The sequence below is a fragment of the Ottowia thiooxydans DSM 14619 genome, assembly GCF_000422885.1.
In the GTDB taxonomy this organism is placed as follows: Bacteria; Pseudomonadota; Gammaproteobacteria; order Burkholderiales; family Burkholderiaceae_C; genus Ottowia; species Ottowia thiooxydans.
On record NZ_AUGX01000032.1, the window covers coordinates 24,337 to 50,120 of the forward strand.

General features: G+C 61.0%; 23 protein-coding genes. 16 read left to right on the top strand and 7 right to left on the bottom strand.

The annotated features are described in order from the left end of the window. Together G518_RS0120345 and G518_RS0120350 are read right to left on the bottom strand one after the other, a co-directional pair. Nucleotides 1–420: a type II toxin-antitoxin system VapC family toxin gene (locus G518_RS0120345; RefSeq protein WP_084652039.1), complete on the bottom strand. Its 420-nt coding sequence runs from the start codon at nucleotides 418–420 to the stop codon at nucleotides 1–3. A 295-nt stretch (nucleotides 421–715) separates the two neighbouring features. Then, a complete protein-coding gene (locus G518_RS0120350; RefSeq protein ID WP_028604118.1) occupies nucleotides 716–949 on the bottom strand; it encodes a type II toxin-antitoxin system Phd/YefM family antitoxin in 234 nt (77 codons plus the stop codon). Between the two features lie 351 nt (nucleotides 950–1,300). Between G518_RS0120350 and G518_RS0120355 the strand changes: the two genes are divergently transcribed. After that, nucleotides 1,301–2,626, top strand: a complete 1,326-nt coding sequence (locus G518_RS0120355; protein ID WP_028604119.1) for a Glu/Leu/Phe/Val family dehydrogenase — start codon at nucleotides 1,301–1,303, stop codon at nucleotides 2,624–2,626. 540 nt (nucleotides 2,627–3,166) lie between these two features. After that, entirely contained in the window at nucleotides 3,167–3,445 is a 279-nt protein-coding gene (locus G518_RS0120360; protein WP_084652049.1) for a YkgJ family cysteine cluster protein, read from the top strand. A gap of 93 nt (nucleotides 3,446–3,538) precedes the next feature. Here G518_RS0120360 and G518_RS0120365 read toward each other — a convergent pair whose 3' ends face one another. Both G518_RS0120365 and ytfE read right to left on the bottom strand, forming a co-directional pair. Further along, nucleotides 3,539–5,821 (bottom strand): nitric-oxide reductase large subunit, encoded by a 2,283-nt coding sequence (locus tag G518_RS0120365; RefSeq protein WP_028604121.1) that lies wholly within the window; start codon nucleotides 5,819–5,821, stop codon nucleotides 3,539–3,541. Nucleotides 5,822–5,830: 9 nt separating this feature from the next. Then, complete coding sequence (gene ytfE / locus G518_RS0120370) at nucleotides 5,831–6,508, bottom strand: iron-sulfur cluster repair protein YtfE (protein ID WP_028604122.1); 678 nt, start codon at nucleotides 6,506–6,508, stop codon at nucleotides 5,831–5,833. Nucleotides 6,509–6,675: 167 nt separating this feature from the next. Here ytfE and norR point away from each other — a divergent pair, with 167 nt between their 5' ends. Then, nucleotides 6,676–8,220 (top strand): nitric oxide reductase transcriptional regulator NorR, encoded by a 1,545-nt coding sequence (gene norR, locus G518_RS0120375; protein WP_036595430.1) that lies wholly within the window; start codon nucleotides 6,676–6,678, stop codon nucleotides 8,218–8,220. 155 nt (nucleotides 8,221–8,375) lie between these two features. After that, a complete protein-coding gene (gene gstA, locus G518_RS0120380; protein WP_028604124.1) occupies nucleotides 8,376–8,981 on the top strand; it encodes a glutathione transferase GstA in 606 nt (201 codons plus the stop codon). Here gstA and G518_RS0120385 read toward each other — a convergent pair. Further along, entirely contained in the window at nucleotides 8,956–10,185 is a 1,230-nt protein-coding gene (locus G518_RS0120385; protein WP_028604125.1) for a YbfB/YjiJ family MFS transporter, read from the bottom strand. The genes gstA and G518_RS0120385 overlap by 26 nt on opposite strands. An 84-nt stretch (nucleotides 10,186–10,269) precedes the next feature. On the opposite strand from G518_RS0120385, the gene G518_RS0120390 reads away from it, so the two are divergent. The 4 genes from G518_RS0120390 to G518_RS0120400 are packed head-to-tail and all read left to right on the top strand — an operon-like array spanning nucleotide 10,270 to nucleotide 14,015. Further along, nucleotides 10,270–11,403 (top strand): alkene reductase, encoded by a 1,134-nt coding sequence (locus G518_RS0120390; protein ID WP_028604126.1) that lies wholly within the window; start codon nucleotides 10,270–10,272, stop codon nucleotides 11,401–11,403. After that, nucleotides 11,403–12,830, top strand: coding sequence for an MFS transporter (locus G518_RS0120395; RefSeq protein ID WP_051237118.1), 1,428 nt, complete (start codon nucleotides 11,403–11,405; stop codon nucleotides 12,828–12,830). The genes G518_RS0120390 and G518_RS0120395 overlap by 1 nt, the downstream gene beginning before the upstream one ends. Before the next feature lie 16 nt (nucleotides 12,831–12,846). Further along, nucleotides 12,847–13,104, top strand: a complete 258-nt coding sequence (locus G518_RS39440) for an ATP-binding protein (protein ID WP_084652041.1) — start codon at nucleotides 12,847–12,849, stop codon at nucleotides 13,102–13,104. Continuing rightward, nucleotides 13,104–14,015, top strand: a complete 912-nt coding sequence (locus tag G518_RS0120400; RefSeq protein WP_084652043.1) for a LysR substrate-binding domain-containing protein — start codon at nucleotides 13,104–13,106, stop codon at nucleotides 14,013–14,015. The genes G518_RS39440 and G518_RS0120400 overlap by 1 nt, the downstream gene beginning before the upstream one ends. Before the next feature lie 49 nt (nucleotides 14,016–14,064). Here the strand turns inward: G518_RS0120400 and G518_RS0120405 are convergent, their stop codons facing one another. Together G518_RS0120405 and argH are read right to left on the bottom strand one after the other, a co-directional pair. Beyond that, complete coding sequence (locus G518_RS0120405) at nucleotides 14,065–15,060, bottom strand: Bug family tripartite tricarboxylate transporter substrate binding protein (protein WP_051237121.1); 996 nt, start codon at nucleotides 15,058–15,060, stop codon at nucleotides 14,065–14,067. 53 nt (nucleotides 15,061–15,113) lie between these two features. Beyond that, a complete protein-coding gene (gene argH, locus G518_RS36080) occupies nucleotides 15,114–16,670 on the bottom strand; it encodes an argininosuccinate lyase (protein ID WP_051237125.1) in 1,557 nt (518 codons plus the stop codon). Nucleotides 16,671–16,980: 310 nt separating this feature from the next. Here argH and G518_RS0120415 point away from each other — a divergent pair, with 310 nt between their 5' ends. The 8 genes from G518_RS0120415 to G518_RS36090 all read left to right on the top strand — a co-directional run bounded on the left by G518_RS0120415 (nucleotide 16,981) and on the right by G518_RS36090 (nucleotide 25,780). Then, a complete protein-coding gene (locus G518_RS0120415) occupies nucleotides 16,981–17,319 on the top strand; it encodes a hypothetical protein (protein WP_156909480.1) in 339 nt (112 codons plus the stop codon). A gap of 190 nt (nucleotides 17,320–17,509) precedes the next feature. Further along, nucleotides 17,510–18,289 (top strand): enoyl-ACP reductase FabI, encoded by a 780-nt coding sequence (fabI, locus tag G518_RS0120420; RefSeq protein WP_245598053.1) that lies wholly within the window; start codon nucleotides 17,510–17,512, stop codon nucleotides 18,287–18,289. Nucleotides 18,290–18,321: 32 nt separating this feature from the next. Next, a complete protein-coding gene (locus G518_RS36085) occupies nucleotides 18,322–20,859 on the top strand; it encodes a DUF3141 domain-containing protein (protein ID WP_084652045.1) in 2,538 nt (845 codons plus the stop codon). Nucleotide 20,860: 1 nt separating this feature from the next. After that, nucleotides 20,861–22,255 carry a bifunctional enoyl-CoA hydratase/phosphate acetyltransferase gene (locus G518_RS0120430; RefSeq protein ID WP_028604132.1) on the top strand — a complete coding sequence of 465 codons (1,395 nt, stop codon included), beginning with the start codon at nucleotides 20,861–20,863 and terminating at the stop codon, nucleotides 22,253–22,255. Continuing rightward, on the top strand, nucleotides 22,252–23,451 hold the full coding sequence (locus G518_RS0120435) for an acetate/propionate family kinase (RefSeq protein ID WP_028604133.1): 1,200 nt from the start codon (nucleotides 22,252–22,254) through the stop codon (nucleotides 23,449–23,451). Before G518_RS0120430 ends, G518_RS0120435 begins: the two co-directional genes overlap by 4 nt. Beyond that, complete coding sequence (locus G518_RS0120440; protein WP_028604134.1) at nucleotides 23,448–24,101, top strand: CoA transferase subunit A; 654 nt, start codon at nucleotides 23,448–23,450, stop codon at nucleotides 24,099–24,101. Before G518_RS0120435 ends, G518_RS0120440 begins: the two co-directional genes overlap by 4 nt. A gap of 16 nt (nucleotides 24,102–24,117) precedes the next feature. Next, nucleotides 24,118–24,771 (top strand): 3-oxoacid CoA-transferase subunit B, encoded by a 654-nt coding sequence (locus G518_RS0120445; protein ID WP_028604135.1) that lies wholly within the window; start codon nucleotides 24,118–24,120, stop codon nucleotides 24,769–24,771. Between the two features lie 151 nt (nucleotides 24,772–24,922). Next, entirely contained in the window at nucleotides 24,923–25,780 is an 858-nt protein-coding gene (locus G518_RS36090) for a dioxygenase family protein (protein ID WP_036595432.1), read from the top strand. The last annotated feature ends 4 nt before the right edge of the window (nucleotides 25,781–25,784 follow it).

The following is a 25,784-nucleotide window of genomic DNA, read 5'->3' on the forward strand; positions in this document are numbered from 1 at the left end:
TCATGCGCTCACCATTTCTACGGCCAGACCGGCCTGCTCCGCCGCCCGCGCTTGATCGCGATCGGCTGTAACGAATAAATCTACGCCTGCTGCCTGCGCCGTACCGATGTGCAGCGCATCCATGGCCTGCAGGCGGCTGCGCTGCATGGTCTCGATGGTGTGGCGCTCGGTGGCAGGGTTCAGGGGTTGTACATCGAATTCGGAGAAGTCGCCGGCGACCATATTCAAGGCTTCCTGGCACTCTGCCTGCGTGATGGCACCATCATGAAAATGGCGGGCAAAGACGGAAGCGATTTCGGTCATGCAATGAGCGGCCAGCACAATGCCATCCGCCTGCTCACAGACCTTCTGCACTTGCTCGCTGCCGCCTTCCTGGGCGTACCGCTTATAGAGTGCTGACGTGTCCAATAAAATTCTCATAATTAAAAAACCTAAAGACTGAAGGGCAAGCGCGAGAGCGACTCACCGACCTTGCTCTCACATCAACGCCTTACCCTCACCCTACCCTCTCCCGCGAGCGGGAGAGGGGAAAAGACAAACGGCTGCGGAGCAAGCCATTCAAGTGCCACCACGGAGCGGGCTTGGCCCGGCCGTCAGTGGTGTCCCCCGGGGGAAGGCGCGTCAGCGACTCAGGGGGTGCTCTAGTTCTGGCTTGGCCCGGCCGTTGGTGGCGTCCCCTGGGGGAAGGCGCGCCAGCGACTCAGGGGGCACTCATCTACCGTCCCTCAATAATGAGCTGCGCGCCAGACTTGCCGTCAGGCCGCTGGATGATTAACGGGTGCTCTATGGGTGTCTTCCAGCGGGGGGGCTGTGCGCGCTCCACGCTAGGGGCCACCAGCTCAGCCACCGGCTTGCCATGACGCAAGATGCGTACGGTTTCACCGTTTTGCACGAGTTCCACCATTTCGGCGGCACGGGCACGGAATTCAGTCACGGAGATCGTTTGCATTGTACAAATTAGTATATTTTGTACATTTTATATGAAGATACTTTTGAGGCCGCGCGCAAGGGCATTCGGGACAAGCGCCGTGCGCGGCGGCCGGCGCCAACGCGAAATGTGCAAAACGAGGGCTGTCATGGGGATACCGAGAAGCCTTGAACCTAAGCGACGAGTAGCAGGAGTTAAGACTGCAATGCACGGTTTTATCGCGCTTTGCAGCGGACGTTCCTGTTGCCGCTCTTGCTCCCGGCGCATAGCTCGGGCAAACCGCAGCTCAAGCCCCTTCTACCTACCTTGGTGCTTACCCTAGAGTTCGTCTACACAGGTAAGCTCATGGTCTCAATAATGAGGAGAAGCCTAATGGCCATCAAGAAACCCGCCGCAAAAACCCCTGCGGCGCCTAAAGCGCAAACTCACGCGCTGCCCTCTTACCTGGATCCCCAGCACCTAGGTCCCTGGGGTGTCTACCTCCAGCAGGTAGACCGAGTGACGCCTTACCTTGGCCACCTGGCTCGCTGGGTGGAAACACTCAAGCGCCCCAAGCGCGCCCTGATCGTTGACGTGCCGATTGAAATGGACAACGGCACCATCGCCCACTTTGAAGGCTACCGCGTGCAGCACAACGTGAGCCGCGGCCCCGGCAAGGGCGGCGTGCGTTTTCATCAGGACGTAACCCTCTCTGAGGTGATGGCCCTGGCGGCATGGATGTCGGTCAAGAACGCCGCCGTCAACGTTCCTTACGGCGGCGCCAAAGGTGGCATTCGGGTCGACCCCCGGAATCTGTCGCAAGGCGAGTTGGAGCGCATGACCAGGCGCTACACCTCAGAGATCGGGATCATCATCGGCCCCAATAAGGATATTCCAGCTCCGGACGTCAATACCAATGAAAAGGTGATGGCCTGGATGATGGATACCTATTCCATGAACACGGGTGCCACTGCCACGGGCGTAGTCACCGGCAAGCCTATCGACATGGGTGGCTCGCTGGGCCGGCGTGAAGCCACAGGTCGGGGCGTGTTCACCGTGGCTGTTGAGGCAGCCGCGCAAATTGGCCTGGCGATAGAAGGTGCACGCGTGGCCGTGCAAGGCTTCGGCAACGTGGGCGGCATTGCGGGCAAATTGTTTGCCGAAGCGGGCTCACTGGTGGTGGCGGTGGAAGACCACACAGGTGCCGTCGCGAACGACAAGGGCCTGAACGTTCCCAAACTGCTAGAGCATGTGGCCAAAACGGGCGGCGTGGCCGGTTTCAAGGGCGGCGAAGCTTTGCCCCTGGGCGATCTCTGGAGCTACAAGTGCGACATCCTGATTCCTGCCGCTCTGGAAGGGCAATTGACCAAGGCCAACGCCGGCAAAGTCAAAGCCAGGATGGTGATCGAAGGCGCCAACGGCCCGACCACCCCAGAGGCTGACGACATCCTGGGCGACAAGGGCATCCTGGTCGTACCTGATGTGATCGCCAATGCGGGCGGCGTGACCGTGAGCTACTTCGAATGGGTTCAGGATTTCTCCAGCTTCTTCTGGAGCGAAGACGAAATCAACCAGCGCCTGGTGAAGATCATGAAGGACGCTTTCGCCACTGTCTGGCAAACCGCACAGCAGCACAAGGTGAGCTTGCGCACAGCAACGTTCATCGTCGCCTGCACGCGCATCCTGCACGCGCGCGAGCTCCGCGGACTGTATCCTTAGCCCCCCCCTGAGGCGCTTGCGCGCCTTCCCCCCAGGGGGACGCAGTCAGCGGCCTGGCAGAGCCAGCTCCGCGACTGCCTTCGACTTGGCCTGCTCCGCGGCCATCTGACCTTGAATGTCTCGCCTGCGCCTGACATACGGGGCCGAGCGAAGCAATGGCCCGGTTCGGGATCCCACCCCTTTGGCCGTGCCGAGGAGCGCAGAGCGAGGGGCGGGCAAGGGCACTGCAAGATGCCCTTGCTTCGTGATCTAGCTTGCTGCGGATGTCTGAGCGGCGTGAACGCAGTGAACAAAGCGAGTTCCGCAGCGCCGCCTCTCGCTTGAGCACCGGAGGGTGCCCGGAGCGCAGCGCAGGGACACGGACTTGGGGTCGCCTTTCTTTTGCCTACTTTTCTTTGGCGAAGCAAAGAACAAGTAGGTGCGCCGCCGGGCGCACTCCCCGGCCTCCGACCGTAGTTCAATAGCAGAAGCCCAAGTATGACGACTATGATCGCAACGCATTCCAGGGGTTTATGCGACCTGAGCCAGCTGCATTTTGAAATGACGACCACCACTATTTCCTGCAAGCCAAGATGCGGAGCATGCTGTATCGCCCCATCCATTAGTTCGGCGATTCCAGGCATGCCGCATGGCAAGCCAGCAGGGGTACCTTGCATTCAGCTAGATGAGAACCTCGGGTGCCGTATTTTTGGCCAGCCTGAGCGCCCCGCAGTGTGCGGAGGCTTGCGGCCTTCGCTGGAAATGTGTGGCGCCAAAGAAGACGACGGCGTGCATGCGATGCACTACCTTGATAGCCTGGAGCGGGCTACCGCAGCTTGAGGGCTGCTGAAAACAAAAAATCCCCCTTGCCACTACGACAAGGAGGACAAATCGGGCCAGCCTGAACTGGCCCGGCCCTAGCGCTTGATTCGCTTACCGGCCAATGCCGGGAGCCAATTGTTGTGACCGCGGTGCGCTGTCTCTGCTCGCGAGGCCCAGCACGACCTGCCAGGCCATGGCCATGGCACCCACGATGAACACCACATCGCCGAAGGTACGTATCCAGCGCAGGTTCTGTAGCAGAGGTTGCTGCATGAACGCTTCGCTGCGGGCATACCAGAGGCCCTCAGAAACGCTGGCGTGGAACTGAATGAGGCCAATGGGCAGCAAGCTTGTGGCGATCATCAGTACCAGGCCACCGTTGAGGCCCCAGAAAGCGGTTTTCATCAGGCCATCGCTGAACACCAACTGCGGACGCACATAGCGCAGCACCATCAGGGTGAAGCCGAGTGCCAGGAACCCATAGACACCAAACAGCGCGGCGTGGGCATGCACCGGCGTGGTGTTAAGGCCCTGGATGTAGTAGAGCGAGATGGGAGGGTTGATCATGAACCCGAACACACCGGCGCCCAACATGTTCCAGAAAGCCACTGCCACGAAGCAAGCCAGAGGCCACCTCAGTTTGGCCATCCAGGGTGCGCGGTCCTTGAGACGCGAGTTCTCCCACGCTTCGTGACCCAGCACGATGAGTGGCACCACTTCAAGTGCACTGAACGCGGCGCCCACGGCCATCACTGGTGTGGTGGTGCCGGCAAAGTACAGATGGTGGAAGGTGCCGGGGATGCCGCCCAGCAGGAACAGCGAGGCAGAAGCCAGGCTGGCCGAAGTCGCCATGCTGCGCGAGACCAAGCCCATGCTGCTGAATACGAAGGCCAGCGCCGTCGTGGCGAAGACCTCGAAGAAGCCCTCCACCCAGAGGTGGACCACCCACCAGCGCCAGTATTCCATCACCGAAAGGTGGGTACGCTCGCCGTAGAACAGACCTGCGCCGTAGAACAGGCCAATGGCACCCACGGAAGCCGTGAGCAGCGCCAGCAGGTTCTTGTCTTCCTTGTTACGTGCAAAAAGTGCCGGCAACACGCCGCGCAACATCAGCACCAACCAGAGCAAGATGCCCACCCATTTGAGGATCTGCCAGAGCCGGCCTAGATCGACGTACTCATAGCCTTGATGGCCCAGCCAGAAACTCCACTCGGCGGGCATTGTCTGCGCGATGGCAAAGTAGTTACCCACGAACGAGCCGACGCAAACGATCACCAACGCCCAGAACAGCACGTCAACACCTAGCCGCTGAAACTTGGGGTCCTTGCCGCCATTGATAACGGGCGCCAGGAAAAGCCCCACCGCCAGAAAGCCGGTGGCAATCCAGAACAGCGCGCTCTGGATATGCCAGGTGCGTGTGAGTGCATAGGGGAACCACTGCGACACATCCACGCCGTAGAACTTCTGGCCTTCAATGGTGTAGTGCGCCGTGAAACCGCCAATGAACACCTGGAACACGAACAGTGCCACCACGAGGAACAGATACTTGCCCAGGCCTCGCTGTGAAGGCGTGAGTGCAAAGCTGGTCAGTGGATCTTGCTTCGGTGCAGCGGGCAAGGGTTCATCATGCTTGCGCAGGAATGACCAGCCCCAGATCAAGAAGCCCACGCCTGCAAGCAACACCACCACGCTGACAATCGACCACACCACGTTTTCGCTGCTGGGGGTGTTGCCAATGAGGGGTTCATGCGGCCAGTTGTTGGTATAGGTGACCTGGCTGCCCGGACGTTCCGTAGCGGCAGCCCACGCAGTCCAGAAGAAGAAGTGCGTGAGTTGCTGACGGCGCTCGGCACTCGGCAGCGTGTTCTCTTTCATCGCAAAGCTCTCGCGGCTCTTTTGGAACGTGGGAGCATCGGAGAACAACTGCTCATAGTAGGCACCGGTCTGAGCCATAGCTTGCGCACGGCGCTCGCTCACGACCAGGTTTTCCGTCTGATTGACGCCATTGCGCCTGTACTCTGCCTTAAGCTCAGCTCGCAAGGCACCTTGCTGGCCCTCTGTGAGGCCGGCATAAGGTTTTCCATGACGCTCCTGCGCCCCCAGATCGAGCCAGGCCGAGAGTTCACGGTGCAGCCAGTCGGCCGTCCAGTCGGGCGCTTGGTAGGCGCCATGGCCCCAAATAGAGCCCAGCTGCATACCACCCACCGACTGCCAGGCGGTCTGGCCATCCAGGATGTCTTCTCGGCCAAATAGTGCCTTGCCATCGCTGCTCGACACCTGTGCAGGAATTGGCGGCGCTGAACGGTAGATGTCCACGCCAAAGTAACCCAGCACCGAGAACATCACGATGCATAGCGTGATCAGTGTGAACCAGTGTTTCTTATATTGCCCCATGAGGTGCCCCTAGTGGATCTGTGCAGGCGCAAAGCGCTCGAACAGGATGTTATTTTCGGTGTGGATGTGCGCCATCAGGTCTTCCCGGAAAGTGCGCAGACCCAGGTACAGCGCACGCCAGGTGTTGCAGGCGTCACGTGGTGTGGTGATGTCGTTGGTGAGCTCGGACAGCCGGCGCAGCTCCGCCCCATGGCTGTCGTGCTCCATGCGCATGACCGCGATGGGCATATCGGGTATGCCCCCCTGGCTATGCGTGATCATGGGAAACAGCACCAGCTCTTCCTTGCGCATATGGCTGTCCAGCTCCTGCGCCATGGCTTCTAGGTGATCGGCCAGGCCGTGTGGGCAATTCGGACGCTCACCGTGTACGTGTTCAACGCGGCGCGCCAGGCGAACCAGCTCGGGCAATTGCTCGCGGTGTACGGCGTGGTAGCGGACGAGAATGTGGTTGATCAGCTCCGAATCGGAGGCTCCGCCCCAGTCACGGTCTGCATGGTCATCAGTGCGTTGCTGCAAGACATGCAATTCATTGACGATAGGCTCTGCCTCAATGCCTGCCTCCTCGGCCGCCGTGCGCAATGTGCGATTACCGGCGCAACAGAAATCCAGGTGATGTTGATCAAACAGGCGGGTAGCGCCTGGAATGCGGCGGGCCAGCTGGCCCAGCGATTGATCCAGATAAGTCATAGCGTGGGTTCCTCCTTTTGGACAAACAAATGAATGGATGGATGGTTAAACCAAAGCAATCACTGGGCCAGAAAAATTTCCATACATTTCAATAACTTAAAAAATCAATGGTCAAAAATACCCTGCATAATGATGGTTAAATAAACCATCAAAGGGTATTTATTACCATTCACACGACTCAAGCACTTTTGCTGGCCGATCTGGCCGGCGAGTTGCCTATGGCCGTCCGCCAGCAGCGTCTGGTGGAAACGCTGCGTCTGCACTTTCGCTGTGGAGCAGTAGCCCTGCTCCAACAAGACGGCCACGGCGAACTACTTCGACCTGTGGCGGTGGATGGCCTGGTCAACGAAGCGCTGGGCCGTCGCTTTGCCATCAAGGAGCATCCGCGCCTGGCTGCCATCCTGCAGCGGCGTGAAGTGACCTGCTTTCACCATGACAGTGGCCTGTCTGACCCCTATGACGGACTGGTGATCGAGCGCCCCGGCCAGCCACTGCAAGTGCACGATTGCATGGGCGTGGCACTGGACCTGGAAGGTCAGCGCTTTGGCGTACTGACCTTGGACGCCCTCACCGTGGGGACGTTCGACCCCACGGCTCAGCGCGAGCTGGCGCAGTTGTTGCCATTGATTGAGGCCGTGGTGCGCGTATCTCAGCTGGAAGCCGCGCTGCGGGCTTCTCAGCACTCCGGTGGCACGCCAGCAGACAGCGCGCCGAAGGGCGAGGAAGGTGAGATTGTTGGCCATAGTGAGGCCATGTCGCGCTTGCTCAATGAGCTGCGGGTGGTGGCCGATAGTGAGCTGCCCGTGCTGCTACTGGGCGAAACGGGCGTTGGCAAAGAAATGTTCGCCCATCGGCTGCATCGGCTTTCTCGGCGCGGCAACCGCTCTCTGGTGCATGTGAATTGCGCCGCACTGCCTGAATCCCTGGCCGAGAGCGAATTGTTTGGCCATGTCCGTGGCGCATTCTCCGGTGCGGTGAGCGATCGGCCTGGTCGCTTCGAGGCCGCCGAGGGCGGAACTCTGCTTCTGGATGAGGTAGGCGAGCTGCCCTTGGCCATTCAGGCCAAATTGCTGCGTGTACTGCAAAACGGAGAAATCCAGCGCCTGGGCGCTGACCGCCCACGCAGAGTGAATGTGCGCGTGATCGCCGCCACGAACCGCAATTTGCGCGAGCAGGTCGCGGAAGGGAATTTTCGCGCTGACCTGTACCACCGCCTTTCGGTGTACCCCATCCCGATCCCACCATTGCGTGAGCGCGGAAACGATGTGCTGCTGCTCGCCGGACGTTTTCTGGAACTGAACCGAACCCGCCTTGGCTTGCGCAGCCTGCGCCTGTCACCTATGGCCGAGGAGGCACTACGCCGTTACCGCTGGCCGGGCAATGTGCGCGAGCTGGAACACGTGATCAGCCGCGCCGCACTCAAGGCGCTCAGCCGAGGCGCGCGGCGCAGCGATATCGTGACGCTGGAGACCGATCTGCTTGATCTCGATGATGGCGTGCCAGCGCCGCCCACGGAGCAGGTCCTCGCTCCCAGGCACGATGACCGGGAGTTGCCTCTACGCGATGCCGTAGACGCCTGCGAGAGAGAGTGCATCCGGGTAGCGCTTCAACGCCATGATGGAAATTGGGCACGGGCGGCCAGGGGGCTGGGAATAGACGCAAGCAACCTGCATAAGCTGGCGCGGCGGCTGGGGATGAAACTTCCTACTTAGGATAAGAGGATTGCGAGCGAACGGAAGGGGCGAGCAACATCAGCCGGGAAACGACGGGGCAGATTGTTTTGCTGCAAGATGGCCTCGGGTTTGGTACGCTCTCGGCCGCGGCATCTAGTGTCGTGAATGGAATTTTCCTCAAACCTGGGAACATCATGAAGCTCTATTACTCTTCCGGCGCCTGTTCGCTCTCTCCTCACATCGCACTGGAGGAAGCCGGCCTGAAGTACGAAGCCATTTCCGCCCCCACCAAAACCAAGGTCCTGCCCGATGGCAGCGACTACCGCAAGGTCAACCCGCTGGGCTACGTGCCTTACCTCGTGCTGGATGACGGTACCGGCTTCAGTGAAGGCCCTGCCATCGTGCAGTACATCGCCGACCAAGCCCCCGCCAAGAAACTCGCACCTCCCAACGGCACGGTTGCGCGCTATCAGTTGCAGAGCCTGCTGAACTTCATCGGCACCGAAGTTCACAAAAATTTTGGCCCTCTGTTCAACCCGGGCATGCCCGATGAAGCCAAGCAATCATTCAAGGCCAAACTGCTGGACCGACTGCAGCACTTGGACACCCTGCTGGCCGGCAAACAATATCTGATGGGAGACGATTTCACCGTGGCCGACGGGTATCTCTTCACCGTGACCAACTGGGCCAAACCCATGGGCATCGACCTCTCGGCATTGACGAACCTGGTGGCCTTGCGTGAACGCGTAGCCGCTCGCCCTGCAGTGCAGGCGGCTATGAAGGCTGAAGGACTGATCTGATCGCTCGTTGGCGCCAAGCCAACAGCGCGCCTAACCACAGCGCGCCAGCTGAATACAGCAGACCACGGGCCAGGCCACCTGGCCCGTCAGCTACCCACCCCACGACCGTGGGGCCAATGATCTGGCCCAGGGCAAACACAATGGTGAAGGCACTGATGCCTGCCGCCCATTGGGGCTCAGGCAGGTTGTGGCGCACAAAAGCCGTGGTGGATGCCACCAGCGACAGGAAAACCGCCCCGAACAGCAGGCCCGAAGCCAACACGATGGGCCACGCGCTGGTCAGCGCGGGCATGATCGTTGCCACACCCAACACCGCATTCAGCAGCGCCAGCGCGCCGCCGCCTTTGGCACGGTCCAGAAGACCCGCCCAGATGCGGGCCGATGCCACCACCGCCAGCCCCAAAAGCGCATAGAAAGCCGTGATGGCGCCAGGGCTCACGCCTTGCTCTCGCAACAAGGCGATGACGAACGTCATGTAGCCAATGTATCCAACGCCGAACAACGTGTAGCCCAATAGCGCCGGCACCATGGCACGCAGGGGAATGGCGGCCTGGCTCGATGCCGCCGCTGAACCTGAGGGGTTTGGCAAAGACGCCTGCTGGGAATGCAGCACCCGCGCAGGCCACACCATGATGGCCGTGCCCGCAAGGCAGGCCAACGCCAGCCCCCACCAAGCCCAGGCCCAGCTATGTGGCACGCCTTGTGCGGCGTTCAGGATGGCCGGCACACCCAAAGCCGACACCACAATGCCCCAGCCGGTACCGCCGTAAACCAAGCCAAGCAACAGCCCTGAATGCGCGGGTGCCTGCGCACCCAGGCGGGCTGCCATCAACCCACACGCGACGAACACGAAAGCACTCGTGACGCCAGCCATGAGGCGCTGCAGCAGCAGCGGCCCCGCTTCGGTAAAAAAGCCGGAAGCGGCCATGAATGCGCTGGCCAGCACCGCGCCCCCCAACAGAACAACTGAGGCCCCAAAACGCCGTATGAGCTGCGGCGTGACCAGCGCGCCCAGCAGATAGCCCGCCGCATTGGCCGTATTCATCGCCCCGGCCAAGGTATAGCTCCAGCCCAGGTCTTCACGCATGACCGGTAGCAACAGGCCGTAAGCAAAGCGCGTGATGCCCAGCGACACTGCGGCGCCAAACGACAAAGCGAGCGCAATCAGCAGCAGGCGGCGCAAGGGCGGGACAGTGGTGGGCATGTGGTCATTGTCCTGCAGCAAACGCCAAGGTGGCGCAAAATGCGGACTCTCTTTTCGCCATTCTCCTACCGAGCTCCTCCCGGCATGAAACCTACGCTGTTCACTCCCACTCAGGTTGGGGCCATTGAGGTGGCCAACCGCATTGTCATGGCCCCGCTGACGCGCAACCGCGCACCGAATGCGATTCCCACTCCCACGATGGCGGAGTACTACGCTCAACGCGCGGATCCGGTCACGGGTGCTGGCCTGATCGTTACTGAAGCGACTGCCATCACCGCAGAGGCCCAGGGCTACGCCGACGTACCGGGCCTGTATGGCACCGAGCAACTCGACGGTTGGAAGAAAGTCACGCAGGCCGTGCACACCGCCGGGGGCAAGATCGTCTGCCAGCTGTGGCACGTGGGCCGTGTGTCTCATACCGCCCTGCAGCCCAACAACCAAGCGCCGGTGGCTCCTTCGGCGATTCAAGCCAAGACCAAGACCTACCTGATCGATGAAGCAGGCAAAGGCAGTTTTTCGCCTACCAGCCAGCCCAGAGCGCTGCACCGCCACGAGATCCCACCCATCGTGCACGAGTTTGCAGCTGCCGCGCGCAACGCAGTCAAATCTTGCGGCTTTGATGGTGTGGAAATCCACGGGGCCAATGGCTACCTGCTCGATCAATTCCTCAAGACCGGCGCCAACGAACGGCAAGACGACTACGGCGGCGGCATCGAGAACCGCGCCCGTCTAATGCTCGAAGTGACCCGTGCAGTAGTAGATGCTGTTGGCCACGGCCGCGTGGGCATTCGCCTCTCCCCTGTTACGCCCGCCAACGATATCGTCGATGCTGACCCGCAGCCCCTCTTCGACTACCTGATCCGCCAGCTGGCCCCCCTGGGCCTGGCCTACGTCCACGTGATCGAAGGCTCCACGGGCGGCCCGCGTGAAGTGCAAGGCCGACCCTTCGACTACGCCGCACTCAAATCCGCCTACCGCGAGGCCGGAGGACACGGCGCCTGGATGGTCAATAACGGCTATGACGCCCCCCTGGCCGAGGAAGCGATCGCCAGCGGCAAAGCCGACCTGGTAGCGTTTGGAAAGTGGTTCATCAGCATGCCTGACCTGGCCGAGCGGCTGCGCCGCGGCGGCCCCTACACCGAGGTAGACAAAGCCACGATGTATGGTGGCGGCGCTCACGGCTATACCGACTATCCCACGCTAGCCGCATCCTCCTGATGCCTAGCGGTATTCAGGCAAGCCCGCCTGCCAAGCAGGACGGTCTGCCTTATCCACAGCGCCGGCACGCCATTGTCGTCATGATGCTGGGCCTGATGGTGTCGGTGCTTGATGGCAGCATCATGAACCTGGCATTGCCAGGTATTGCGCGAGACTTGAACTCCACCGCGGCGCATTCGATCTGGGTCGTCAATGCGTACCAGATCGCCGCGCTGGCACTGTTGCTGCCATTCGCGAACCTGGGTGATCTACTGGGGTACAGGCGTGTGTACCTGGCCGGCATGGCCTTGTTCACGCTGGCTTCTGCCATGGCCATGTTTGCCCCGAACCTGGGTGTGCTGATTGCCGCACGAGCGCTCCAAGGGGTTGGTGCGGCTGGCGTCATGAGTGTGAATACCGCGCTGGTGCGCCTGACTTTTCCGTCTTCGCAGCTAGGCCGAGGCGTCGCACTCAATTCCATGGTGGTGGCCACCGCATCCGTGGCGGGTCCTTCCTTGGCAGCGGCCATTCTTTCAGTGGCTTCATGGCCATGGTTGCTCGCCTTGAACCTGCCGCTGGGGGTGATGATCATTGTGCTCGGCAGGCGCGTGCTTCCCTCCAACACGGCTGCGGCCGCAGTGGGCTCGCGCATTTCACCGGTGGATGTGGTGCTGAACGTGCTGATGTTCTCGCTGGTGTTTGTCGGCGCGGATCGCCTGGGTGTCGTCAGTGGCGGGGGCGGCCCGGTGCCGCTCGATGGCTTGGCCATGCTCGCTGCGGGTATCGTGGTGGGTGTGGTGTATGTGTACCGCCAAAGAACCCGGGTAGCACCGCTCTTCCCGGTCGATTTGCTGCGGCTGCCAATATTCGGGTTGTCCATGTGCGGATCAGTGTTTGCCTTTTGTGCGCAGATGCTGTCTTATGTGGCCCTGCCCTTTCTGCTGCTCGAAAGCTATGGCTTCACGCCCTTGAAAGCAGGCCTTCTGATTTCCGCCTGGCCGCTCGCGATCGTGGTCACGGCACCTGTCGCTGGCCGTTTGATCGGACGCATCCCCGATGGACTGCTGGGCGGTATTGGCATGCTCGCCATGGCCACTGGCCTCACGCTGCTGGCCGCGCTGCCGGAGTCTCCTTCTGACATCAACATCGCTTGGCGTCTGGCTCTATGCGGAATGGGATTTGGTCTGTTCCAGTCGCCTAACAACCATACCATCGTCACCTCTGCACCGCCGCACCGCAGCGGCGCCGCCAGCGGCATGCTGGGCACCGCGCGGCTGACTGGGCAAACCTTGGGCGCCGTCCTGGTGGCCTACATATTCAGCATGTGGCACCCGCACGATGGCACGCTGGGTCCGGTGATCGCCTTGTCGCTGAGCGCTGCCTGCGCACTGACTGCAGGCGTATTCAGCGTACTGCGCGTGCGGCAGATGAAATCAGCGCCCGGCTGATGAAGGCTGGGCAGTCTTGAGCTCTACCAAGCCCCGCACCCGGCGTGCCCTGCCCGAAATTGACCCCGGGCGTTGCACCGGGTGCGGCTGGTGCGTGGCGGTATGCGAGCCACGGGTGCTCTCCCTGCAGACCACGGGCTGGCGTAAATCATCCAACCTGGACGATGCAGCAGCCTGCACCGGCTGCGCACTTTGTGCAGTCCGCTGCCCATTTGACGCTATCCGCATGGTCCGCGTGCAAGCCTCGCCCCACAGTTTTCAGGTGAAACTTTAGTGCAGACGCGTGGGGTCAAGATCCGTCACCTGAGGCTCGTGGAAACGCTGAGCAACGTGCAGAACCTGTCACAAGCCGCCGAACGGCTGCATGTGTCAGCGGCGGCCGTCTCCAAGGCGGCGGCAGAGCTGGAAGAGGTCTTTCAGGGACCCGTGTTCGAACGTGGCCGAGGCTGGCTGCGTCTCACGCCTCTTGGCGAAACGATTCTGGCCAGCGCCCGCGCGATCAACACCGAACTCGACAACCTTGTCGATGCAGTGGATGGCTTGCACGGAGGCTACAGAGGGGAGTTGGTGATTGGCACCAAGGCCGTCTCCCTGCACCCATTCCTGGCGGCCACGATCGCCGCCTTCGCGCAGTTGCACCCGTTGGTGCGGATCAGGCTTGTAGACGGCAGCGCCGAGCATCTGCAAGATCAGTTGAAAAAAGGGCACATCCAGCTGTTGTTCGCACGGCTGAGTGCCGATATCGTTCAGTCTGGCCTGCGCACAGCGCCCATCCTGAGTGACGATGTGGTGCTGGTGGCCAGCCATGATCATCCGTTTGCTAGCCAGGCCCGAACGAGCTGGCGCGAACTGGTGAGCCAGCGCTGGTGCCTGCCCGCCCCCGGCACCCTGATGCGCGATCATCTGGAGCAAATCCTCCACACCCGGCGCCTGGGCCTTCCGCGTGAGTACGTGGAGACCAGCGACATGACCATGGTGGGCCCGCTTTTTACACTGGGCCACTATGTGACGATCGTGCCACGCAGGGTGGCCAGACAGCATCTCGCGCCGCCCATAGGCGCCATCCTGCCCGTAGCCGTGCCACCAGTACGGGATGCGGTGGGCATCATCTGGAACGACGCCCTGCCGCTGCGGCCAGCGGCCCTGCACTTTTGCCGCCTGGCATTGGACAGGGCGAAGGCCTGAGAGCCTGAGAGTCTTTTCGGGAGCGTAGAACGGGTTGAGACGTTACGCCTTACTCGAAACGGATTTTCTTCTCCCGGATCAGCTTGCCCCATTTAGCCAGATCCTCCTTCACCCGCCGATCCTGGATATCCAACCCTCCCAGGAGGGGCTCGTAGCCCTGACGACGCAGCGCCTGCTGTACCTTTGCGTCGCTTAAAGCGCCTTGCAGTGCTTCATGAAACCGGCTGACGATGGCCGGTGGCAGGCGAGCCGGCCCCACCATGGAGAACCAAACCGTTGCGTCGTAGCCAGGGTAGCCCTGTTCCGCCACGGTGGGCACGTTCGGCAGCGAGCTTGAGCGCTTAGGGGAGGTAACAGCCAGCGCACGCATGCGCCCTTGTTCGATGAATGGTAATGCGGTGCCGGTGGAGGCAAACAGCATGGGAATCTGTCCGCCCACCAGGTCCGTTGCCGCCGGCGCGCCACCACGGTAGGGCACGTGCACCAACTCGGTCCCGGTCATAACCTGGAACAGCTCGCCGGCCAGATGAGCTGAGCCGCCCATGCCCGAAGTGCCGAAGGTCAGCGTTCCCGGTTTGGCGCGGGCCATTTTCACCAGGTCTGCGAGATTTTCCACAGGCAGCGATGGGTGCACGGCAATCACCGAACAGCCCTCGCACACCATGCCCAACGAGCTGAAAGCTGTCAGGGGGTCATAGCCAACCACTTTGCCATTGGGCAGGATGGTCATGGGACCACTGTCGGTAATGTGCAGGGTGTACCCGTCTGGCGCGGCCTTGGAGGCGAGAGCCGCTGCCACAGTGGCGCCGGCGCCCGGCTTGTATTCGAATATGAAGGGTTGGCCCAGTGTGGCTTGAAGCTTGGCCTCAATGGGGCGAGCCACACCATCCGTGGCACCGCCGGTGTTATAGCCCACGAGCATGCGAATGGGCCGCTCCGGCCAGGTCGCGGCCTGTGCGGCGCCTGCCCATCCCACTACACCGGTCCCCAAAAGAGGGGCACAGGCAGATGCGCGCAGCATGCGGCGGCGAGAAATATCAAACATGGAAAGTCTCCTTGATGTTATTGAATCAGTTATGTGGAAGGCACAGCTGGCGGCTAGCGGGAAATAGAAGCTGACGAGGAAGCCAACGAGGGAGCGAGGAGCGCATCAATGCCTTGCTCCAGCATGGCCCGCGCCTGCTGCTGATGCCCCAGCGTGACCGCCAGCCAGCGCTCGTCTTCGGCAAGTGCCGCCGCGTGCATGAGCAGGGCCTCACTCACACGTTCAGGCGCCGGACCACCCGGAAGCTTGTGCCGCGCTACGGATGCCGTTGGGTCCATGGCGGAAGCCAGCACCGCTGGCGGTAGTCCGATGTCGCGCCCAAAATGCGTACGTGCAGCCTGGTCCACAAGCGCTGTGTTGATCTGGCCGGGCGAAAGGCCCGCGTCAATAGCCAGCCTCACTGTGATGCCGGTAATCTGATGGGCCGCACGCCACGGTATGTCGGCATGGCGAACGATCGCGGCCGCGAGATCGGTGGCCGTAGCCCAGAACGCACCTGCGCGTTCGCGCATCCGCTCGTCTCGCACGATCAGGGTTTTCAGCACGGCGGTCATCAAGGGGAGCGCTGAAGCCATCTCGTCGTAGCCGCGCCAGGCATCTGACATGGAGCGGACCCATTCGAACACCGGAACAGTGGATGGATTTTTGTGCACCATCACCGTACTCACCAGATGGCCAGTGCAAGTCGCCACCATGCCCTTGAGGCATTCAAGTGCATTGGGGTTTTTCTTCTGCGGCATAATGCTGCTGGTGCCGCAAAAGCCGTCCGCACATTCCACCAAGCCGAACTCCGGCGACGACCACAACATCAGGTCTTCCGCCAAACGATTGAAATTGCTGGCCAACAACATGGTGAGCGTATGGGCTTCGATCTCAACATCGCGCCCCCACACCGCATCCCGTGTATTGAGCGCCAGCCCATCAAAGCCAAGCAACTCGCCCACGCGCTCCCTGTTCAGCGCAAACTCCGAACCGTTCAGGATGGCAGCACCTGCCGGGCTCAAATTCAGGCGAACAAAGTATTGGCGCAACCGCTCCGCATCACGATCGAATGCGCTCGCCCACGCCAACAGGTAGTGGCCAAAGGTATCCGGCTGTGCATGCTGCAGATGCGTGCTTCCAGGCATGACGGTGTTGACATGCTGGGCAGCCAAGTCGTTCACCACTTGGCGCAACGCGTTCAATTGGGCGGCGATGCGCAACAACTTCTCGCGCAAGGTATAGCGAAACGACACCGTCAGCAGATCGCCAGAGCTGCGTCCCAGGTGCATCTTTCCGGCAATCTCTCCGCCCAGCGCGTGGGTCAGCAGAGCCTCGCCAGAATGCATATTTTCCGCCGTGGCCGCTCGTGCGGCAATCGCTCCGCCACTCTGGCCCTCCAAGGTACGCAACACGCGCAGCATTGCCGCCGCGTCCTCACGTGGCAACAGCCCTTCTTCAGCCAGCATCACGATATGAGCTTTGTCGAAGGCATGAAATGCTTCGAGTTGGGGCCGCATGCGCGCGTACTCGCCCAGAATAGTTTCGTCCGGGCCCGGCAAGCAGACATCGGCCAACTCTGGGCGCACGGCTTCATTCAAACGCACGTTCGCGGCGCGGTAAACAGACATCAGATTTTCCTGGGACTAATGAGAACGATCGAAGTCTAGGAACTTGAAAGCGAAAGCAAAAGCGAAATAAATTCGCTGTTGTTTAACCAAAAGTTAATCACCCTGAGCGCCTCGCACTCCCCTTGCCCACGCGTGACCATTTGAGTCCACACACCCCGGGGAAACGGTGGATCGGTGTACTTTCATGTAGAGCTAATACAGGATGTCAGCCAGCACTCACATCATTACAACTTCAACGTTTCAGACCACCATGTAACCGGCTCGGATGGCAGACTGGCATCGTGTTCAACACCTGAAAGGGTTCACCCTGATGACCAATCGACGCATGCGCCATCTCCCCACAGTCTTGTTAATGACCACGGCACTTGCCTGGAATCTGCCCGCCCTGGCCCAAACCGGCACCAGCGGTAGTGCGCAAATGCCACCGTCCTCAAGTGCAGGCACCCCACCGGGCGGCTTAGCCCCTCAGGGCTCGGGAACCGGCTTGGGGGTAAACCCAGCACGCCCGGCGCCAGGCAACGTAAACAGCAACGGTCTGCCTGCGGATCTGACGCCTGCCATGCCGCCTCAAAGCCAACCCCGGACAGCGCCTGCTTCGCGCCCTGGACAAGGTTCGGGCATGACCCTGCCGCCAACCCAGCGGCCTTGATCGTTCTCTCTACAGTCTTCGCAAACTAAAGCTTGTCGCCTTGACGAGCCTGACGCCCGGCCCCTTCTCGGACCGGGCGTTTTTTCTTGATGCAGACGCTCGGGCGTCAGATGTCATCGCGGCGTCATTGAAGCGTCGCCTGGATGTCACTTCGCGCAGCTAACTTGCGCGTACTGATCTCCGGAGTCTTATGCAATCTTCCTCAATGTTCTCGCTCGAAGGCGGGCATGCGCTCGTCGTTGGCGTTGCCAACCGGGACTCCATTGCGTGGGGGTGTGCACAAGCGCTGCACAGCCAAGGTGCGAAGCTGGCCATCACCTGGCTCAACGAGAAGGCTGAACCCCACGTTCGCCCACTGGCTGAATCATTGGGTGCAGAGATCCAGATGCCGCTGGATGTGAGTTGCCCCGGCCAGCTAGAAGCGGTTTTTGACACGATCACCCAAAAGTGGGGGCGGCTCGATACGTTGCTGCATTCGATCGCTTTCGCACCCCGGGCCGATCTGCATGGCCGCGTAGTGGATTGCTCGGCAGAAGGATTTTCCCAAGCCATGGATGTGTCCGTGCACTCGTTTCTGCGCATGATTCGCTTGTCGGAACCACTGATGCAGGACGGCGGTACCTGCCTTTCGGTCTCTTTCTTCGGATCCTCGCGAGTGGTGCGCCACTACAACATGATGGGGCCGGTCAAGGCTGCCCTGGAAGGCGTGGTGCGCTATAGCGCCGCCGAACTGGGGAGTCGCGGCATCCGCGTGCATGCGTTGTCGCCTGGACCGATGGCGACACGGGCTGCGTCTGGAATCGACCATTTCGACGAATTGCTGGACGCAGCGACCAAGCAAGCACCTACCCATCACTTGGCCACGATCGAAGACGTCGGTGCCATGGCAGCTTTCCTCGCCTCACCCGCTGCCCGAAATCTCACCGGCGGCGTACACGACATCGACGGCGGTTATTCGATCGTCGCCTGACCCCAAAACCCATTCCGGACCAAGCTTTCTCCATGGCCAATATCTTTGATCTGCTGGATTCCAGGCAACCCTCTTCGAGACTTCGACCTGAAAACGACGTGATGGACATCGCCCGCCAAAACGCCGAGAACATGCAACAAGCACTGGACGCCAGCACCTACAACGCGAACGTACTGTCCGATGCCGCAAGCCAAAACGGGAGGCGCATTCTGAGCGAGCACGGCAAGCGGGGCTCCGAACTGCTGGAAGCTGTCCAGACGTTGGGGGGCTCTATTCAGCAGCAGCAAGCCGGGCCTTTGGCCGAAGCTTGGCTGGAATACCTGCGTGACGCCGGCGAACGCGCTTTATTGAGCATGGACACGCTGCGCAAACGCGGCGACATCTTCCTTGAGCACGAAGCTGCCGATTGCCCGCCGGTGCTGATCTACGACTACGAGGTCGTCATGGATGGCAAGGATCTCCCTTATCCCTGCAACTACTTCCTGCTGAAGATACTGCCTCCTGACGGCGTCACCATCGACGATGCACGCCGACCTTACATCATCATCGACCCACGTGCCGGTCATGGCCCAGGTATCGGCGGCTTCAAGCCCGACAGCCAGGTGGGCGTGGCGCTACACGACGGGCACCCTGTGTACTTCGTGGCCTTTCGCAGCCGGCCAGAACCCGGCCAGTACCTGTCCTACGTGACGCGTGCCGAAGCCGCCTTCGTACGAGAAGTCATGCGCCGCCACCCGACGGCCTCCAAACCCGTCATTACCGGAAACTGCCAAGGCGGCTGGGCCACCTTGCTGCTCGCGGCCATGAACACGGATCTGACGGGTCCCATCGTCATCAATGGAGCGCCTGTCGCCCCATGGGCCGGCAAAGTGGGCCAGAACCCGATGCGTTACAACGCGGGTGTCATGGGGGGCACCTGGATCCCGATGTTCCTGTCCGATCTCGGCGGCGGCATCTTCGACGGCGCGAACCTGGTCCAGAATTTCGAGCTGCTGAATCCGGCGCGCACCCTGTACCGCAAATACACGGACCTGTACCGCGACATCGACAAAGGCGACCAGGCTTTTCTCGAATTCGAGAAATGGTGGGGTGGCTACTTCTTGATGACAGAAGCCGAGATCCGTTGGATCGTGGAGCAACTCTTCGTTGGCAACCGCCTGTCCAAGAACGAGGCACGGCTGGAACCAGGCCGCCATGTAGACATCAAGGCGATTCGCGCGCCCATCATCGCCTTCGCCAGCCACGGTGACAACATCACACCGCCACAGCAGGCATTGAACTGGATCGTAGAGACCTACGCGGACGTGCAGGAAATACGCATCCGCGGCCAACGCATCATCTATATGGTGCATGAGCAGGTTGGTCATCTGGGGATCTTTGTGTCCTCGCAGGTGGCCAAGCGCGAGCATACGCAGGTCAGCTCCACGCTCAAGACCATCGAGGCACTCCCCCCTGGCCTGTACGAGATGCTGATCCAGGACCTGGTCGACGAAGACGGGAAAAAGACCTTCACCGTAGACTTCGCCGAGCGCACACTGGACCACATCCGCGCACTGGATGATGGTATGCAGGACGAGCGTCCATTCGCCGCCGTCGCCCGCACCTCGGAAGTGCAAGCTCAGATGTACGACGCCATGCTGCGCCCCTTGGTCAAGGCCGTCGTAACGCCGACAAGCGCTGAACTCAGCCGCGCACTCCATCCCAAGCGGCTGGAGCGCGCTCTGGTGTCATCGCGAAACCCGGCCATGGAGCACATCACCAAGGCAGCGCAAGCGGTGCGCGAAGACCGCCGCAAGGCGTCTCCGGACAACCCCTTCGTGGCAAGCGAAAACCTGTTGTTCAACGCCGTAGAGCAGAGCATTGACTTCTGGCGCGATACCCGTGACATGGCCTATGAGATGAGCTTCTTCTCGATGTGGAATTCGCCGTGGGCACGCACCTTCGGCCGCACCCACGAGACGCGGCGTACCCTGAAGAATTCAGATGAGCTGCGCAGCCTGCCCGAAGTCTCGGCTGCGCTTTACAACGTGGACCGAGGCGGCTTCGCCGAGGGTGTGATCCGCATTCTGATTTTGCTGGCAGACAACCGTGGTGATGTACGACGCGACCGGCTCGAACGTTCCAGCAAAGTATTGACCCAAGACGAACCCTTCACATCTCTGGGCGCCGAGCGGCGCGCCATGATCATCCACGAGCAGACCCTGATCGCAAGCTACGAAAGTGAGCGCGCCATCGAGACTCTGCCTCTGCTGTTGCCGACACAGGAAGAACGTGAGCTCGCGGTCAAGACCGTGCAGTTCATCGCCGGCCCGCGAGCCGAGATGGCAGACAGCACGATTGCCTTGCTCGATCGATTGGGAGAAATATTCAAGCTTCAGCCACTGCTGGACGACGTCAGTGAAGACCCGCTCGAGCATCATTCAGCTCGCGAAACCGTGGCTGCTGAAGTTGAAATCGTTGCGAAAACTGCACGTGCTGCCAGCGCAGCGCGCGGCATAACTACGCCCAAACCGAGGGCACGCGTCAAGCCTTCAGCCGCCAAGACCACATCGACACGCAAGGTTCGTTGAGATGCGTTTGGTCAACCGAATCTTTGACGAACTGCAGATCGGCGATCGTGCTGATCTGCAGCGCCTGGTCACACAAGATGACCTATACGTGTTCGCTGCCGCATCGGGTAACTACAACCCCATGCATTTGCCCAGCATAGACACCGATGGCGATGGTCACCCTGAGAACGTCGCGCCCTCCATGTTCGTGGCCTCGCTCACCGCCAGTGTCCTGGGCACCAAGTTGCCCGGTCCGGGCACATTGTTTCGAAGCCACCGTTTCGAAGTTCATAACCGGCCCCACGTCGGTGACGAACTCCTGTGTGAAGTGCGGGTGCTCGAAAAATCGTCCGATGGCACGGTACTTCTCTCCACTCAAGTAAGCCGCCCCTCGGATGGCATGCTGATCATCAGTGGTGAAGCGCGGGTGATTGCGCCTACCGTAAAGTTTGACCGGTCAGACATCGAGGTGCCGGGCCTGGTGGTGCAACGCCACCGGCATTTCGAGGCCCTGATCGCACGCGCACGCGAGCTGCCTCCAGTACCGGTGGCAGTGGTATGCCCGGACGATCCCAATTCGCTAGGCGGTGCCATCCTGGCCGCGCGAGAAGGCATCATCAAGCCCATCCTGGTGGGCTCCATCACCGGCATTCGCACCACTGCGGATGGTTTGGGCGCGGACCTTGGTGACATGGAAATCGTGGACGTTTCTGGCGGTGATGCAGCCGCCGCCGCCATGGCCTGCACCCTGGTGCACCAGGGCCGCGCCGGTGCCGTGATGAAGGGACATCTGCACACGGACGACCTGCTGCGTGCCATGCTGGACAAGGCCAACGGCCTGCGTGCCGGCAGACGCTTCACGCACGTGTTCGTCATGGACGTTCCCGGCCGGAACGAACCCTTGATGGTCACAGACGCCGCCATCAATATCGCACCAGATCTGGCGACCAAGGTGGATATCGTGCAAAACGCCATCGACCTCGCACTGGCGCTGGGCATCGAGCCACGGGTTGGCGCGCTGTCGGCTGTGGAAACCGTCAATCCCGCCATCCAATCGTCGGTAGACGCGGCTTTGCTTTCCAAGATGGCCGAGCGCGGCCAGATTCGGGGCGGCGCGGTTGACGGGCCCCTGGCCATGGACAACGCCATGGACATCGGGGCCGCACGCACCAAGGGTCTCACCGGGCGCGTGGCCGGCCATGCCAACATCCTCGTCGTGCCCGGTATAGACGCCGGCAACATGCTGGCCAAGCAATTGACCTACGTGAGCCATGCCGAGGGCGCCGGCCTGGTGCTCGGTGCCAGTGTGCCCGTGATCTTGAACTCCCGCTCCGACAGCCCGATGGCACGACTGGCCTCGTGCGCCATTGCGGTGCAGCACCATATGCACAACAAGAAAGCGAAGGTGTCAGCGTGAACCCACCGAACAACTCCGCATTTCTGACGCTGAACGCAGGTTCATCCTCACTGAAGGTGGCCTTGTTCTCCGCCGATGACGACCACGCGCTGGTGACGGGCCAAGCCGAACGCATAGGCGCCGAAGGCAGCCTGGTGCTCAAGGATGCCCTCGGCCGGCCCTTGCCCCTGGCCGAAGGCTCGCTCACCAATCACAGCGATGCCTTGGCTATGGTGATCGCCACGCTCCAGCAAACCCGCCCGGACCTGGACCTTGCGGCTGTGGGCCATCGTGTCGTGCACGGAGGTACGCACTACGACCAACCTGTCACGATCACGCCCGAAGTGCTAGAGACCCTGGAAGCGCTTTCCCCTTTCGCACCGCTGCACCAGCCGCACAACATTGCCGGCATCCGCGCCGCGCAAGCGGCCTTTCCCGGTGTGCCGCAGGTGGCCTGCTTTGACACCGCTTTTCACCGGGGTCAGCCTTTCGTCAACGACAGCTTCGCGCTGCCGCACCGCTACTACCAGCAGGGCGTGCGCCGGTACGGCTTTCACGGACTTTCCTACGACTATGTGACTGGCGAACTGCAGCGTATGGCGCCGCATCTGTTTGCGGGCCGCGTCGTGATCGCGCATCTCGGAAACGGTGCCTCCATGTGCGCCATTCACGGCGGACATTCAGTGGCTTCGTCCATGGGGTTTTCAGTACTCGATGGCCTGCCCATGGGTACACGTTGCGGCAACATCGATCCTGGCGTTTTGCTCTACATGCTTGAGCAGGAAAAGTTGAATACCGCTCAGATCCGGCAAATTCTTTACAACGAATCAGGGCTGCTCGGCTTGTCCGGCGGATTGTCAAACGACATGCGCACACTGGAGCAAGCCGATAACGCTGAATCGCACCGCGCCATAGACTACTTTGTCTTTCGCGTACAACGCGAGCTTGGCGCCATGGCAGCAGCCATGGGTGGCGTCGATCTGCTGGTGTTTTGCGGCGGCATCGGAGAGAACTCGCGCGTGGTACGACGGCGTGTGTGCGAACGCCTGGGCTGGATAGGCATTGAGATCGATCATGGCCGCAACGCGGAAAGCGCGATGGTGGTCTCGTCTGAATTTTCACGAACCACGGTCATGGTCATTCCTACACGAGAAGACCTTGTGATTGCGCGCGCAGCACGAGCCGCCGCTGGTGTTCAGAAGAAGGAGACCGCATGAAAGGAGCCCTTCGTGCCGCTCAGGCAGCCGAAAGCATCCCGGACGGCGCCAGCCTGCTGATTGGCGGCTTTATGGGCGTAGGCACGCCCGAATACCTCATCGACGCACTGGTGGCACGAGAGGCGCGCAAGCTCACGGTCATCGCTAACGACTCCGCCCTGCCGGGGCGTGGTATCGGCAAGCTGATCAGTGCCGGCGCTGTGAGCAAACTCGTAGCCTCGCACATTGGTCTCAACCCTGAAACCCAGGCCAAGATGATCACCGGCGAGATCGATGTTGAACTGGTCCCGCAGGGCACCTTGGTCGAACGCATCCGGGCAGGTGGCGTAGGCCTCGGAGGGGTGCTTACCCCGACAGGTCTCGGCACTGAAGTCGAGCAGGGAAAGCGTGTGATCGAGATCGAAGGACAGTCGTTTCTGCTGGAGCTTCCCATTAAGGCCGACTTTGCGTTGCTGGGAGCCTGGCAGGCCGACTATGTCGGTAACCTGGCCTATCTGCTGACAGCGCAAAACTTCAATCCAGTCATGGCGCTGGCCGGACAAACCGTGATTGCCGAACCCGAATCCATCGTGCCGGTAGGTGTGATCCCGCCCGACGCGGTGAAAACACCCGGTGTCCTGGTAGACCATCTCGTAGTGCGTTCAGTTTGACACGAAAGACGACCCCATGGACGCCAAGGAACTGATCGCGCGCCGCGTGGCGCAGGAAATTCAACCCGGTATGCTGGTCAATCTAGGCATCGGCCTGCCCAGCCTGGTGGCAGGCTACGTGCCAGCCGGCAAGGGCGTGTTCTTTCAGGCGGAAAACGGTGTGATTGGACTAGGTGCCCGTCCCCCCGAAGGTATGGCGGATCCGCATCTGACTGACGCTGGCGGCGGCTTTGTCAGCGCCGTGCCAGGTGCGGCCAGTATTGACAGCGCGATGAGCTTCGGTCTGATCCGTGGCGGGCATCTGGATGTCACCGTTCTGGGTGGTCTGCAGATCAATGCCCAAGGCCAGCTTGCGAACTGGAAAGTGCCTGGCAAGATGGTACCGGGCATGGGTGGCGCCATGGACCTGGTAACCGGCGCGGCACGCGTGATTGTGGCCATGCAGCACAGCGCCAAGGGTCAGTCCAAGATCGTAGCCGAATGCACACTACCGCTCACCTCGCTGCGCCGCATCGATCTCATCATCACTGATCTGGCGGTGATTGAACCCACCGAAGCTGGCCTGCTGCTGCGTGAGCGCGCGCCCACCATCAGCGTCGATCAGATCATGGCGGCCACCGACGCACACCTCATCGTGCAGAGCGAAGTGCCCGAAATGACGATCCCCTGACTGAACTCGGCAAGGCGCGCCTCAAGAAGGTACTGGATTTTTACTCATAGGTATTTGCGATAGTGGTCGATTTTGTCGACACCACTTCCTCAGACAGCCGTAATTGGGAATAATATCGATAAAGCATATTATTTATCCACTTAGGCGACATATGATCGATTTGAATTCAATTACCGATGAAGTTGTTGGGGAATACGATCTAAAAGATGACCGCGCCAACCAACTGGTGCATACGCTCATCCGTTATTTGCACGGGTACGCACGAGAGGTACAACTGACGCATGCGGAATGGCGTGCCGCACTGTCTTTTCTGACCCGCGCGTCGCAGAGCACCAACGAATCTCGCAACGAATTCAGCCTGATTTCTGATGTGCTGGGCGTGTCATCCCTGGTGGACCTCATGGCCAGCGCAGAAGGCGCTACCCCTGGCAGCGTCCTGGGACCGTTTCACGTACACGATTCAAAAGAGCAAGCCAACGGCTTCGATCTGCGTGGCGAACAGGCGGGAACGCCCACGCTGTTTCGCGGCCGCGTGATGAGTGCGAGCGGCCAGCCACTCCAAGCCCTGATCGACTTCTGGCAGAACGCGGACAACGCGCTCTACCCGCAGATGGATTCCACGCAGGACTATCACAACCTGCGCTGCAAACTGCGCACGGATGCGGACGGAACATTCGCGTTCCGCACCGTATTGCCGCAGCCCTACGGCATTCCTGAAGACGGCCCCGTAGGGGACCTCGTACGCCAAGCCGGCCGCACCTGTATGCGCCCTGCGCACTTCCACACCATCGTCATGGCCGACGGGCATCTGCCCGTCACCACCGAGATTTTCTTCGACCACGACCCCTACCTGGAGACTGATGCCGTCTTCGGCGTGCGAGAAAAGTTGATCACCCACGTTCACACCGTCACAGACAGCGCTCAAGCGAGCGCAGCGGGCATGCCCTGCCCCTTCTCGCTGGTGGAGTTCGACTTCCATCTCGCCCCGCAAGCGCCAGCCACTCGCTAAACCA

What these genes read in the sequence shown, in the direction of transcription:
- G518_RS0120445 (WP_028604135.1), top strand. Translation starts at nt 24,118, where the DNA reads ATGGACGCCAAGGAACTGATCGCGCGCCGCGTGGCGCAGGAAATTCAA.
- G518_RS0120385 (WP_028604125.1), bottom strand. Translation starts at nt 10,185, where the DNA reads ATGCCCACCACTGTCCCGCCCTTGCGCCGCCTGCTGCTGATTGCGCTC.
- G518_RS0120365 (WP_028604121.1), bottom strand. Translation starts at nt 5,821, where the DNA reads ATGGGGCAATATAAGAAACACTGGTTCACACTGATCACGCTATGCATC.
- G518_RS0120355 (WP_028604119.1), top strand. Translation starts at nt 1,301, where the DNA reads ATGGCCATCAAGAAACCCGCCGCAAAAACCCCTGCGGCGCCTAAAGCG.
- argH (WP_051237125.1), bottom strand. Translation starts at nt 16,670, where the DNA reads ATGTCTGTTTACCGCGCCGCGAACGTGCGTTTGAATGAAGCCGTGCGC.
- G518_RS0120430 (WP_028604132.1), top strand. Translation starts at nt 20,861, where the DNA reads ATGCGTTTGGTCAACCGAATCTTTGACGAACTGCAGATCGGCGATCGT.
- gstA (WP_028604124.1), top strand. Translation starts at nt 8,376, where the DNA reads ATGAAGCTCTATTACTCTTCCGGCGCCTGTTCGCTCTCTCCTCACATC.
- G518_RS0120360 (WP_084652049.1), top strand. Translation starts at nt 3,167, where the DNA reads ATGACGACCACCACTATTTCCTGCAAGCCAAGATGCGGAGCATGCTGT.
- G518_RS36085 (WP_084652045.1), top strand. Translation starts at nt 18,322, where the DNA reads ATGGCCAATATCTTTGATCTGCTGGATTCCAGGCAACCCTCTTCGAGA.
- G518_RS0120350 (WP_028604118.1), bottom strand. Translation starts at nt 949, where the DNA reads ATGCAAACGATCTCCGTGACTGAATTCCGTGCCCGTGCCGCCGAAATG.
- G518_RS0120395 (WP_051237118.1), top strand. Translation starts at nt 11,403, where the DNA reads ATGCCTAGCGGTATTCAGGCAAGCCCGCCTGCCAAGCAGGACGGTCTG.
- G518_RS36090 (WP_036595432.1), top strand. Translation starts at nt 24,923, where the DNA reads ATGATCGATTTGAATTCAATTACCGATGAAGTTGTTGGGGAATACGAT.
- G518_RS0120390 (WP_028604126.1), top strand. Translation starts at nt 10,270, where the DNA reads ATGAAACCTACGCTGTTCACTCCCACTCAGGTTGGGGCCATTGAGGTG.
- G518_RS0120440 (WP_028604134.1), top strand. Translation starts at nt 23,448, where the DNA reads ATGAAAGGAGCCCTTCGTGCCGCTCAGGCAGCCGAAAGCATCCCGGAC.
- G518_RS0120345 (WP_084652039.1), bottom strand. Translation starts at nt 420, where the DNA reads ATGAGAATTTTATTGGACACGTCAGCACTCTATAAGCGGTACGCCCAG.
- G518_RS0120405 (WP_051237121.1), bottom strand. Translation starts at nt 15,060, where the DNA reads ATGTTTGATATTTCTCGCCGCCGCATGCTGCGCGCATCTGCCTGTGCC.
- fabI (WP_245598053.1), top strand. Translation starts at nt 17,510, where the DNA reads ATGCAATCTTCCTCAATGTTCTCGCTCGAAGGCGGGCATGCGCTCGTC.
- G518_RS0120415 (WP_156909480.1), top strand. Translation starts at nt 16,981, where the DNA reads ATGACCAATCGACGCATGCGCCATCTCCCCACAGTCTTGTTAATGACC.
- ytfE (WP_028604122.1), bottom strand. Translation starts at nt 6,508, where the DNA reads ATGACTTATCTGGATCAATCGCTGGGCCAGCTGGCCCGCCGCATTCCA.